The sequence below is a fragment of the Aneurinibacillus thermoaerophilus genome (assembly GCF_900099925.1).
In the GTDB taxonomy this organism is placed as follows: domain Bacteria; phylum Bacillota; class Bacilli; order Aneurinibacillales; family Aneurinibacillaceae; genus Aneurinibacillus; species Aneurinibacillus thermoaerophilus.
This window is the reverse complement of sequence record NZ_FNDE01000001.1, coordinates 80,328-93,102: the sequence shown is the minus strand read 5'-3', so window position 1 is coordinate 93,102 and position 12,775 is coordinate 80,328. Positions and strand designations below refer to the sequence as shown.

General features: G+C 50.6%; 11 protein-coding genes. All 11 read right to left on the bottom strand.

The annotated features are described in order from the left end of the window. Positions 1-158 precede the first annotated feature (158 nt). The 11 genes from pyrE to lspA all read right to left on the bottom strand — a co-directional run bounded on the left by pyrE (position 159) and on the right by lspA (position 12,761). Complete coding sequence (pyrE, locus tag BLR88_RS00470) at positions 159-800, bottom strand: orotate phosphoribosyltransferase (protein WP_057898336.1); 642 nt, start codon at positions 798-800, stop codon at positions 159-161. A gap of 17 nt (positions 801-817) precedes the next feature. Further along, positions 818-1,537 carry an orotidine-5'-phosphate decarboxylase gene (pyrF, locus tag BLR88_RS00465; protein ID WP_057898335.1) on the bottom strand — a complete coding sequence of 240 codons (720 nt, stop codon included), beginning with the start codon at positions 1,535-1,537 and terminating at the stop codon, positions 818-820. Further along, on the bottom strand, positions 1,534-2,466 hold the full coding sequence (locus BLR88_RS00460) for a dihydroorotate dehydrogenase (RefSeq protein WP_057898334.1): 933 nt from the start codon (positions 2,464-2,466) through the stop codon (positions 1,534-1,536). Before BLR88_RS00460 ends, pyrF begins: the two co-directional genes overlap by 4 nt. Further along, positions 2,463-3,260 carry a dihydroorotate dehydrogenase electron transfer subunit gene (locus tag BLR88_RS00455; protein WP_057898333.1) on the bottom strand — a complete coding sequence of 266 codons (798 nt, stop codon included), beginning with the start codon at positions 3,258-3,260 and terminating at the stop codon, positions 2,463-2,465. Before BLR88_RS00455 ends, BLR88_RS00460 begins: the two co-directional genes overlap by 4 nt. Beyond that, positions 3,253-6,486, bottom strand: a complete 3,234-nt coding sequence (gene carB, locus BLR88_RS00450) for a carbamoyl-phosphate synthase large subunit (protein WP_091259592.1) — start codon at positions 6,484-6,486, stop codon at positions 3,253-3,255. Before carB ends, BLR88_RS00455 begins: the two co-directional genes overlap by 8 nt. Continuing rightward, a complete protein-coding gene (locus BLR88_RS00445) occupies positions 6,470-7,573 on the bottom strand; it encodes a carbamoyl phosphate synthase small subunit (RefSeq protein WP_091259590.1) in 1,104 nt (367 codons plus the stop codon). The genes carB and BLR88_RS00445 overlap by 17 nt, the downstream gene beginning before the upstream one ends. Beyond that, positions 7,573-8,871 (bottom strand): dihydroorotase, encoded by a 1,299-nt coding sequence (locus BLR88_RS00440; protein ID WP_057898330.1) that lies wholly within the window; start codon positions 8,869-8,871, stop codon positions 7,573-7,575. The genes BLR88_RS00445 and BLR88_RS00440 overlap by 1 nt, the downstream gene beginning before the upstream one ends. A gap of 210 nt (positions 8,872-9,081) precedes the next feature. Further along, positions 9,082-10,452: a uracil-xanthine permease family protein gene (locus BLR88_RS00435; RefSeq protein WP_057898329.1), complete on the bottom strand. Its 1,371-nt coding sequence runs from the start codon at positions 10,450-10,452 to the stop codon at positions 9,082-9,084. Positions 10,453-10,524: 72 nt separating this feature from the next. Further along, positions 10,525-11,082 carry a bifunctional pyr operon transcriptional regulator/uracil phosphoribosyltransferase PyrR gene (gene pyrR / locus BLR88_RS00430; protein WP_057898328.1) on the bottom strand — a complete coding sequence of 186 codons (558 nt, stop codon included), beginning with the start codon at positions 11,080-11,082 and terminating at the stop codon, positions 10,525-10,527. A gap of 274 nt (positions 11,083-11,356) precedes the next feature. After that, positions 11,357-12,301 (bottom strand): RluA family pseudouridine synthase, encoded by a 945-nt coding sequence (locus tag BLR88_RS00425; protein ID WP_057900279.1) that lies wholly within the window; start codon positions 12,299-12,301, stop codon positions 11,357-11,359. Continuing rightward, positions 12,294-12,761, bottom strand: a complete 468-nt coding sequence (gene lspA / locus BLR88_RS00420; RefSeq protein ID WP_057900278.1) for a signal peptidase II — start codon at positions 12,759-12,761, stop codon at positions 12,294-12,296. The genes BLR88_RS00425 and lspA overlap by 8 nt, the downstream gene beginning before the upstream one ends. Positions 12,762-12,775 lie beyond the last annotated feature (14 nt).

Sequence of the window (12,775 nt, the reverse complement as noted above, 5' to 3'; positions counted from 1 at the left end):
AACCCTAGAGATAACGCTCATGCCGGGCACACGCAAAAAAAGTGGACTTCCTTAAGCAGGATGTCCACGTACTGTTCTAAAACAAAAATGAGGCAGCCCCGCTAGGTTTGTCCAGCGAGGCTTCTCATTTATCTATGATAACGACGAAACATATAAGGTTAGCCTTTATACGCTGCGGGATTTTTGCGCCATGCATGGAGTGCCTCCAGTTGCTCGGGGCGGATGGCACCTTTTTCCTGAGCGACTTCGAGCAACGTCGTATAGTTGCTTAATGTTTCAAATGGAAAGCCAGCTTCCGCAAATGCCTGCTCCGCCTGTGGGAACTGATACGAAAAGATAGCGAGTACGCCGAGCACATTTCCACCCGCTTCTTTTACTGCCCTCGCCGCTTCAATCGAACTGCCACCAGTAGAAATTAAATCCTCAATCACAACCACTTTCGCACCCGGCTCTAATCTCCCCTCAATCTGGTTGCCTTTTCCATGTCCTTTCGGCTTAGAGCGTACGTATATCATCGGCAAATTTAATTGTTCTGCTGCCCAGGCCGCATGGGGAATGCCCGCCGTTGCCGTTCCGGCAATCACTTCCGTTTCCGGGTATCTCTCTTTAATAAGCGCGGCGAAAGAAAGACAGATCAAACGGCGCACTTCCGGATAAGACATCGTCAGCCGATTATCGCAATAAATAGGGCTTTTCATACCGGATGTCCACGTGAACGGCGCGTCTGGACGTAACGCCACCGCATCGATTTCAAGCAGCTTTGCCGCGATTTGTTTTGCCGTATCTATATTCGTTTGCATATTGGTTCACTCCCTGTTTACTGTCTGTTGACTGTTTCTAAAATATTGAATAGCGCCTGCTTCGGATCCTGCGCCTGCGTAATTGCCCGACCAATGACGATATAATCAGACCCAAGACGAAAAGCTTCTTCCGGAGTCGTAATCCGGTGTTGATCCCCTGCGTCCGTACCCTTAGGACGGATTCCCGGAGTTACAGTCAGAAAAGATGGGCCGCACGCCTCCTTAATCAACGGTACTTCCTTCGGGGAAGCCACTACCCCATCCAATCCTGCCTCCTGAGCCAGCCGTGCATAGCGCACGACACAGTCTTCCACCGTACCGGCAATCCCTACCTCATTATTCATCATTTGCTCCGTTGTGCTTGTTAGTTGGGTAACACCAATAAGCAAGGGCCGCTTCTTTCCTGCCGGCGTTCCTTTTTCCAATCCTTCCCGGGCTGCTTCCATCATTTTGCGGCCCCCTGCCACATGCACGTTCACCATATCCACACCAAGTCCCACAACGCTTTGCATCGCGCCTTTAGCCGTGTTTGGAATATCATGCACCTTTATATCAAGAAACACGGAATGGCCTTTTTCTTTGATTTGCCGTACATAGTCCGGACCTTCCGCATAATAAAGCTGCATGCCAATTTTTACATATACACCTGTACCTGCAAGCGACTGCAAGCAGCCATTCGCTTCTGCGGCACTCGGAAAATCAAGCGCCACCATAATCCGTCCGTTCCTGCTATTCATCGTTTCCACCCCGCTCCCGTTAATTCAGAAATCGACCCCACGTCGAATTCGTCCAGCTTCCTTTCTAGTTCATCAATGATCGTCGGGCAAATATACGGATCGACGAAGTTTGCCGTACCGACCGCAACAGCCGACGCGCCCGCCATGAAGAACTCAATCACATCATCCGCCGATTGAATGCCCCCCATACCGATAATCGGGATCTTTACCTGCTGGCTTACTTCGTAAATCATGCGAATCGCTACCGGCTTAATCGCCGGGCCAGACAATCCGCCGGAGCCGTTGGCTAGAACAGGTCGGCGGGTTTTTAGGTCAATACGCATGCCAAGCAGCGTGTTAATCATACTTAACCCATCCGCGCCAGCCGCTTCCACCGCCTTCGCAATCGTCACCACATCTGTCACATTCGGCGATAGCTTAACAAATACAGGAACTTTGCTTACTTTCTTAATCGCCGCCGTAAGCTGTGCGGCAATGTCCGGGTCTGTACCGAATGTAATCCCGCCACATTTCACGTTCGGGCAGGAAATGTTTAGCTCAATTCCTGCTACATTTGGAACTTCGCTTACCCTTTCCGCCACCTGCACATAGTCTTCGATTACCGTGCCTGCGACATTGACAATGACAGGCAGCTCTGTAAACTGTTCCAGCCACGGCAACTCATGCGCAATGACATCTTCCAATCCTGGGTTTTGTAAGCCGATTGCATTCAGCATACCGCCCGGCGTTTCTGCCACACGCGGCGTCGGGTTACCTTGGCGCTCTTCTACAGTCGTAGCCTTAACAGCGATTGCGCCAAGCCGATTCAAATCATAAAACTGCGCATATTCGCGGCCAAAGCCAAAGCAACCGGACGCTGGCATAACCGGGTTTTTCATGTGAATGCCCGCAATGGTAACCGCTAAACGGTTCGTTCTCGAAGCTGTCATGACAACCGCACCTCCCCAAGCGGAAAGACCGGGCCATCGGAACAGATTTTGCGGTATTTCCTGCCTTCTCCTTGTTCCTGTACCGGGCATACGCACGCGAGACACGCACCGACACCGCACCCCATCCGCTGTTCAAGCGAAATGTAACCTTCCTTGCCAGCTGGCTGGTATTTATCCTGCAATGCACGCAACATGGGAAGCGGTCCGCACGAGTACAGCACGTCCCAATCACTCATACCCAAACCATATTCACCTGTCAGCACATCTGTAACGAGCCCTTGGACTCCTGCCGTACCGTCAATCGTAACGACATGCACATCGCCCAGTTCCGCCAACTCCCTTTCTAAAAATACCTGCGAAGCAGTGCCAAAACCGATGACGGACGTAATGCGTACGCCGCGTTGTTTCAGCTGTTTGCCAAGATAATAAAGCGGAGGAACCCCGATACCGCCGCCAACCAAAAGCGCATGCTCGCCCGCTTGACGTCCTTCCACAGGAAACCCTTCGCCCAATGGCCCAAGAATGTCAAGCGGCTGTCCAGGCACGTATTCGCTCAATACACGCGTGCCGTGCCCTTCCACCCGGTAAATCATCGTCAGTCTCTTTTTGTCCGTGTCCACATTGCAAATACTGATAGGACGGCGCAGCAGCGGATCGATGCCAGCGCCGCATTTTACGTGAACGAACTGGCCAGGCCGCGTCATGCGGCCCGCCAATTCCCCTTCCACTTCCATACGAAAAATCCGCTCTGCTATCTGTTCATTGGACACAACGCTCAGCACGCCTTTATCCATGCACGTATGCCTCCTTCGACTGCGGCGCTTCAAATCCTGGCATGGATTCCGCTGTAAACGTAATCGCTTCAAGCACTTTCAGAAGGGCGCGTGCAGTGTCAAGCGATGTCAAACATACGACGCCATTCTCCACTGATTCGCGGCGGATGCGGAACCCGTCCCGCTCCGGCGTTTTGCCTTTCGTCAACGTGTTAATGACGAAGCTTGCTTCACCTTTGCGGATGATATCGAGCATATTTGGCGAAGCCTCATTCACCTTGCGAACGCGGGTTACGCGCATGCCCTCCGCTTCAAGGAATTTGGCCGTTCCCTCTGTCGCCAGCAGCTTAAATCCGAGTCGGTTAAAGCCTTTGATAAGGTCTTTCGCTTCTTCCTTGTCTTTATCGGCAATGGTCACTAGGAGTGAGCCGTGTGTCGGAATGCTCATGCCGGATGCAAGCAAACCTTTGTAAAGCGCTTTGGCCAGCGTTTTGTCGCGGCCCATGACTTCGCCCGTAGACTTCATTTCCGGTCCGAGCGTCGTGTCAACGCGACGCAGCTTAGCGAACGAGAACACCGGCACTTTTACGGATACGTGTTCCGTTTCTTTTTGATAGCCAGGCTCATAGCCCAATTCCGGAATGGTAGCCCCGAGAATCACTTTGGTTGCAATGTTCGCCATCGGAATGTTTGTGATTTTGCTCAAGAACGGTACGGTACGGGAAGAACGCGGGTTTACTTCCAGCACGTACGCTTTGTTTTTATGGATAACAAACTGAATGTTCAACAGCCCTTTGATATGCAAACCGCGCGCGATGCGAGTCGTCATATCGACTAATTCGTCTTTTAGCGACTGTGAAATGGTCTGCGTCGGGTATACGGCAATCGAGTCGCCAGAATGGACGCCGGCCCGCTCGATATGTTCCATAATTCCCGGAATTAACACGTTTTCGCCGTCGCTAATAGCATCTACTTCTACTTCTGCCCCCATCAAATACGTATCCACAAGCACCGGGTGTTCGGGATTCACTTTTACGGCTTCGCGCATATATGTCAACAATTCCTGCTCGTTGTACACAATCTCCATTGCTCGGCCGCCCAGCACGTATGACGGACGAACAAGCACCGGATAACCGAGAGATGCCGCTGCTTCGACAGCCGCTTCGATGGATGTTACCGTTTGACCCGGCGGCTGCGCGATGTCCAGCGAACGCAACAGCTTTTCAAACTTTTCGCGGTCTTCCGCCGCATCAATGCTGGCAAGGTCGGTACCGAGAATTTTTACACCTGCTTTTTCCAGTCCTGCCGCCAAATTAATCGCAGTCTGCCCGCCGAACTGCACAATGACGCCTTCCGGCTTTTCTTTTTCAATAATGTGCAGCACGTCCTCAATATAGAGTGGCTCAAAATACAGACGATCAGATGTGCTGAAGTCAGTCGATACCGTTTCCGGATTGTTATTAATAATCACGGCTTCATAGCCCATTTCTTTGAGCGCCCATACAGCGTGAACGGTTGAGTAGTCAAACTCAATTCCCTGTCCGATGCGGATCGGGCCGGAGCCGAGTACGATTACGCGCGGTTTGCCTGAATCGACGCGTTCGTCTTCCTCTTCATATGTAGAATAGTAGTACGGTGTGGCCGCTTCAAATTCGGCCGCGCAGGTATCAACCATTTTATATACAGGCACGATGCCTGCTTCTTTGCGTTTTGCTTCAATGTCCGCAACCGGAATACCGGTTACTTCCGCAATGCGGCGATCAGTAAAGCCCATGCGCTTCGCCTGGCGCAGCATGTCGGAACTAAGCGCGCCTTCTTTTGCCGCTTCTGCCATTTCTGTTTCAAAGCGCACAATATTTTTGAACTTCGCCAAGAAGAAGGAATCGATTTTCGTCCATTCATGAATTTTCTGTTCGGTTATACCGCGGCGCAAACCTTCCATAACGAGGAACAAACGCTCGTCGTCTGCCTTTATAAGGCGGCGCTCCAGTTCTTCTTGACTAAGCTCTTTCGCCTCTGGCAAATCCAGGCTGTGCAAGCCAATCTCGAGCGAACGCACGGCTTTGTGGAGCGATTCTTCAAACGTGCGCCCAATCGCCATAACTTCGCCTGTTGCCTTCATCTGTGTGCCCAGTTTCCGGTTGGCCGAAGTAAACTTATCGAATGGCCAGCGCGGAATTTTTGTTACGATATAGTCGAGCGTGGGTTCAAAGCAAGCGTAAGTTTGCTGAGTCACCGGATTTTTCAGTTCATCAAGCGTGTAACCAACCGCGATTTTGGCAGCCATTTTCGCAATCGGATAACCGGTCGCTTTGGATGCCAGTGCAGAAGAACGGCTTACGCGCGGATTGACTTCAATAACGTAATATTGGAAACTGTCCGGATCGAGCGCCAGCTGTACATTACAGCCTCCCTGAATATTCAAAGCGCGGATGATCTTGAGGGACGCAGAACGCAGCATATGATACTCGCGATCCGAAAGGGTTTGGCTCGGTGCTACAACGATACTGTCGCCGGTATGGATCCCAACCGGATCAACGTTTTCCATGTTACATACGACAATCGCATTGTCATTCGCGTCGCGCATGACTTCGTACTCAATTTCCTTAAAACCGGCAATGCTTTTTTCGACAAGACACTGGTGAATCGGGCTGTATTTTAGACCGCTTGCTACGATTTCGCGCAATTCTTCCTCATTGGATGCAATGCCGCCACCCGTTCCCCCGAGCGTATAGGCCGGACGCACGATAATCGGATAGCCGATTTCCTCGGCAAACGCAAGCGCCTCCTCCACTGTATGAATGATATCGCTCGGTGGAACCGGTTCGCCGATCTCCTGCATCAGGGCGCGGAACTGTTCCCGGTCTTCCGCTTTCTTGATCGCTTCAAGATTCGTGCCTAAAAGCGTTACATTTTCCTCTTCTAAAATGCCTGCTTCATGCAGTTCCATGGCGAGATTCAGGCCGGTTTGTCCGCCGAGCGTGGCAAGTAGACCGTCCGGCTTCTCCTGACGGATAATGCGCGCGAGAAAGCCTTTCGTCAGTGGTTCGATATAGACTTTGTCCGCCATGTTCGTGTCAGTCATAATGGTGGCCGGGTTGCTGTTGACCAGAATGACTTCAAATCCCTCTTCTTTCAGCGCCTGACAAGCCTGCGTTCCGGCATAGTCGAATTCAGCGGCCTGGCCGATGACAATAGGGCCTGATCCAATTACAAGAATTTTCTTGATGTTATCGAGTCGCGGCATAATTCTTCTCCTCCTTTGTGAATTTGGCAACTTGCTCTAAGAAACGGTCAAACAGATAATCGGAATCGTATGGTCCTGGCGCAGCTTCCGGATGGTACTGTACGGAAAATGCCGGATATTTTTTATGTGTAAGGCCTTCTACCGTACCGTCATTGAGCGCGATGTGACTAATTTCCAAATCAGTGTCTGTCAATGATTCCTTGCTAACCGCATAGCCATGGTTTTGGGACGTAATATAGGTGCGTCCGGTCGCTAACTCTTTCACCGGGTGGTTGCCGCCGCGATGGCCAAACTTCATTTTATGCGTATCAGCGCCGCACGCCAGCGCGAGCAGTTGATGGCCGAGACAGATGCCGAACAGCGGATATTCACCCAGAATCTCCTGAATCATGCGAATCGCTTTCGGAACGTTTTTCGGATCTCCCGGTCCATTGGACAGCATAATACCATCCGGACGAATGCGGCGGATTTCGTCTGCGGTCACATTATACGGCACCACGATAACGTCGCAGCCCCGTTTGATCAGCTCGCGTAAAATACCGTATTTGGCTCCGAAATCTACAAGCACGATTTTAGAACCACGTCCTGGTGCAGCAAACATATTTTTGGTAGATACGCGGGCCACCTGGTCTTCCATCAGCGGCGCTTTTAGCTTCTCCAATAAGGATTCTACCGGCTCATCCGAGGTAGTAATGAGCCCTTTCAGCGTGCCATGCTGGCGGATAATACGAGTTAACTTGCGCGTATCGACTTCTTCGATGCCCGGAATATTGTATTCTTTCAGCAGCGAATCAACCGTTTGCTCGCTGCGCCAATTGCTGTGAACCTCGCAGTGCTCCCGGACAACGAAACCATGCACGAACGGCCTCATCGTTTCAAAATCATCGCGGTTTATGCCATAATTTCCGATTAAAGGATATGTCATTGTCACGATTTGCCCGCAATACGATGGGTCTGACAGCACTTCCTGATAGCCGGTGATTCCGGTGTTAAAGACGACCTCGCCCAGCGATTCTCCCTGTGCCCCAAACGATTTGCCAGTAAATACTGTTCCATCTTCCAATACAAGTCTTGCTTGTTTTTTCATTATTGTCTCGCTCCTTCGCTGTTCATCTCTTCCGCTTGCCACACGATACGGCCTTCTAGCATGGTCAGCACCGGCCAACCTTTTAACTTCCAGCCAGTAAACGGTGTATTGCGCCCTTTGCTCGCGAATGTTTCCGGATTCACTTCTTTTTCCGTTTCTAAGTCAATTACCGCAATATCGGCGCTCTTGCCTTCCTCCAGCGCACCCCACGGCAGGTTAAATACTTCCGCAGGAACGCGGGTCATCCGATCCACAATTTCCTGTAAGGTAAATTCGCCTGTCAATACTAGCTTCGTATATAAAAGCGGGAATGCAGTCTCCAAGCCAACGATGCCGAACGGTGCCAGTTCAATGCCACGCCCTTTTTCCTCTGCTGTATGTGGTGCGTGATCCGTTACAATCATGTCAATCGTGCCGTCCTTTAATCCTTGGAGCAACGCTTGACGGTCACGTCGTGAACGAAGCGGCGGGTTCATCTTGTAGTTAGCATCCGGACCTGGAATATCCTCGTCGCACAGCAGCAAATGGTGCGGGCAAACTTCCGCGGTTACGCGCACGCCCCGCTGTTTCGCCTCACGAACAAGCCGCACTGATTCGGCTGTGCTGATATGGCATACATGGTAGTGTGCCCCCGTCGCCTCTGCCAGCAAGATATCACGTCCGACATGAATCGACTCCGCCTCAGATGGAATGCCTTTCAAACCATGCTTTTCACTGAACACACCCTCATGCACGCAGCCGCCTTCCACAAGACTATCATCCTCACAATGTGCCACAACCGGCAGCCCAAGGGAGGTAGCTACTTTCATCGCATCTTTCATCATTTTGCTGGATTGTACGCCTACACCATCGTCTGACACTGCGATAACCCCTGCTTCTTTCAACGCGGCCATATCTGTCAATTCTTGGCCCAGTTCACGAACAGTAATCGCCCCCATCGGCAGCACCCTGGCGCTTCCTTCCTCTTTTGCTTTCTGCAGAATCAACCGAACCGTCTCGGGAGTGTCAATCACGGGACGCGTGTTCGGCATGCAAGCAACGGTCGTGAAACCGCCTCGCGCCGCGGACGCTGTTCCGGTAGCAATGGTTTCTTTTGCTTCAAAACCCGGTTCCCGCAAATGTACATGCATATCTATAAAACCGGGGACAATCAGTTTACCCGCCGCATCTAACACTTCGTGACCTGCTTCCTCTATGCTGTCGGCAATTCGTGACACGTTCGTTCCTTCGATAAGAATATCTTTCTTTACTAGCTTTCCATCTACAAGTATTTGACCGTTGCATAAAATGGTACCCATTGTTCTCCTCCTGCCCTAGAATCAAATTTGATTTATAAAAAAAGCTTCTTACCCATTTTTCTTGGTAAGAAGCCTTGTTATATACACACTGAGAAGCGAGGCCCGGTTTCTCTAAGTGTCCGGTCTGAAGCCGGGCACGAAGCCTTTTCTCCATATGCAGTATACATCATGGCATCCTTACCAGACTCACAGGACTGTTTTAAAGGATGATTATGATGCCTGTTTATGCAATTGTCCCTCTTTTGTTTTCCCAAAAGCGACCTCTTTGCCGGGCAACACCGCATGCAGGAAAATACCAAGGAACGTTGCCATTGCAATGTTGTCGATCGTAAGGTTCGCGATGAAGGTGCTAAATGTTACTTCATGGAAGTCCATTTTAAATCCTCCGATTCCGGTTACGAGCACAATGGCCGAGATAACCATATTCCGCTTATGGGAGAAATCGATGTTGTGCTCTACATACATTCGCATCCCCTGCGCCGCGATAATGCCGAACAATACAATCGTTACACCGCCTAATACCGGTTTCGGAATCGTCATCAGGAACGCGCCGATTTTTCCAATGAACGCGAACAGGATAGCAAAGCAGGCGGCTCCGGCAATAACCACGCGGCTGTATACTTTAGTTAACGCAAGAACGCCCATGTTTTCGCCGTAGGTTGTGCTCGGTGGTCCACCAAGGAACGATGCGACTATCACCGCTACCCCATCTCCCGCAAGCGAGCGGTGCAAGCCCGGGTCGCGCATCAAATCACGGTTCATAATGTTGGCTGTTACGAGCAGGTGGCCAATGTGCTCAGCCAGCGTGACAAACGCCACCGGTGCGATTACGAGCGCGGCCAGCAAGGCGCCCGGAGAAGCAAATGCGTCCAATACCTGACCTGTTATGAAATGCTCGTTCACCCACATGCCTGGGCTAATAAACCAGGGCGTTTCCTTGATTTTCGCAAAATCAATCCATTCTGGATGGCGAACCGCCGCGTACGCATAGCCGACGATCATTCCGGTTAACACCGGGAGCACCGATAAAAATCCGCGGAAGAAAATCGTCGCCACAACCGTAGCCGCCAGCGTAACAAACGCCACTTCCACCGCTCCGAGGGAGTAGGCCGGCTTCGCCGGATCGCTTAGCGGGTCATTTAGCGCCCAGCCAACCGCCACGCCGGATACGCTAAGGCCAATTACAACGATAATCGATGCAATAACAACAGGCGGCAACAAACGATTGAGCCAATGAACGCCCGTCCATTTGACAATGGCTGCCACAATTAAATATACGAGACCGGCCATAAAGCAGCCGAGCATTGCAGTGCCGACACCGTGACTGTGGCTTACCGTAAGAATTGGGCCAATAAACGCGAACGAGGAACCAAGATAGTTCGGCAGCTTGCCTTTAGTAATGAGCAGGAACAGAAGCGTTCCAATTCCGCTCGTAAGAAGCGCCACCGATACGTCAAGCCCGGTCAAAAGGGGCACCAGAACGGTTGAGCCAAACATCGCAAACAGGTGCTGCAAGCTTAGCGGAACTACTTTTTGCAGCGCCGGTATCTCATGCACATCAACATAATCCTTTTTTATCATTGAATTTCTTCTCCTTCCTTATCAGCCTCACGGAGCTGAGTTAAAGGTCACTGTTCTTTTTTCTGTGCTCTGTTACTTTTTAAATTTTTCACGAATCGTTACGCATTCGCGGTTATCAATTTCAGCCAGTTCAACAACGATAATCTCTTCCTTCGATGTCGGCACGTTTTTTCCCACATAGTCCGGGCGGATAGGAAGTTCGCGATGTCCTCTGTCGACTAACACGGCCAGTTGAATCATTTGCGGTCTTCCAATATCCATCAACGCATCCAGCGCTGCCCGTACCGTCCGGCCTGTAAACAACACATCATCTACGAGGATGACTTTTTTACCAGTAATATCAACCTCAATCTTGCTGCCTCTGATCGTCGGCTGTTCTTGTTTATGCGTAAGGTCATCGCGATACAGCGTGATATCCAGCTCACCGACCGGGATCGTCTGTCCTTCGATTTGCTGAATACGGGCTGCAAGCCGCCTCGCCAGATAAATCCCACGCGTGCGAATGCCAACCAACACACAATTTTCTATACCTTTGTTGCGCTCGATAATTTCATGGGCGATACGGGTCAACGCCCGCCGCATCGCAGCCTCATCTAGAAGCACGTTTTTTTCTTTCCATTCGCTCGTCATTGTCACGCTTCTCTCCTTCACAAACGTACCTTTATTTTATCCATAAAATAAAACCCCGACACAAAAAAAGCTTTCTGCGGGCGGCAGAAAGCTTTTTTGTGCTCGACAAAGAATGAGTGAGCGCACAACTCCCCATCCCTATGCCAAACCTATTCGTTCTCCTTGCCAGCCTCACAGGACTGATTTAAAGGTTCCTTTGTAGTTAAAAGAAGTATGACACGAAAACGGGAGTATGTCAACTACTTTTTAGAAATAAGGTAAACTCGTGGATTTTTCACTGCTCCATAAACGCTCCAAATCTTAAGCGCTTCAAAATTTGTTCCATATCATCCGGCAATGCAGCATGAAATTCTAGGTACTCTCCGGTCGAAGGATGAGTAAATCCGAGCGTTTTCGCGTGCAACGCTTGCCCCTCAATCTTAAAGAAGCTCTTGGGTCCGTACTTTGGATCGCCGACCAACGGATGGCCAATGTATTTCATATGCACACGAATCTGGTGCGTGCGCCCGGTCTCCAGTTTCAATTCGACAAGCGTATGCTCTTTAAAACGCTCCAGCACGACGAAATGCGAAACCGCCGGCTTGCTATACTCAAATACAACCGCCATTTGCTGGCGATTTTTCGGATCACGGCCAATGGGCGCATCAATGGTTCCTTTATCGTGCGAAATCACACCGTGCACGAGCGCTACGTAGCGGCGCGTCACCGTGTGATCTTTCAGTTGACGCGCCAGCGATTCGTGCGCTTTATCATTTTTCGCCACCATCAGTAAGCCGGATGTATCTTTGTCGATCCGGTGTACGATTCCGGGACGAAGTACCCCATTAATGCCGGATAAATCTTGGCAATGGTAAAGCAGCGCGTTTACCAGCGTGCCGGAGTAATGACCCGGTGCCGGATGTACGACCAGCCCACGCGGCTTATTTACCACAATGACATCGCTGTCTTCGTACACAATATCCAGCGGAATGTTTTCCGGCTCAATGTTCAATTCTCTTGCCGGCGGCACGTGCAGTACGACTTCATCATCTTCCTGTAACCGATAATTTCCTTTGACCGACTTTCCATTAACGAAAAGCAATCCGTCTTTAATCCAGCCCTGCAATTGGCTGCGAGACCAATCATCCTGCACAGAAGCCAAAAATTTATCTACGCGCTCGCCTGCATCCTCCGGCTCGATAATCCAATCATGCCGTTCATAACGTTCTTCGTTATTCATACGTTTTACCCCGTTCATTCATAAGTAGCTCCCGCAGCGCGTCTATCATAAACAGACCTACCCCAATCACAATCACTGAATCGGCAACATTAAAAATCGGAAAATGAATCAATGTAAAATCAAAGAAATCCACAACCTCCCCGGTCAGCAACCGGTCATAAAAGTTGCCGGCCGCGCCGCCCAAAATAAGCGCCAGCGCCCAGGAAACAAGCGTGCTTTCTTTCACCATTTTCCGCAAATACCACACGATCCCGACAATGACAACCAGGGTAATGATGATAAAAAAGGCGCGCTGGTTTTGAAGGATACCAAACGCTGCCCCTTTGTTCCGGTGCGAAGTAAGATGAAACACACCCTCCCACAGGGGGATAGACTGGCCGATTTCCATATAAGTTACAACCAGCCATTTCGTGAAGCGATCAACAAGAAAAACCAGCAGCGCAATCACATAATAATAAATCAACAGCCTTCCTC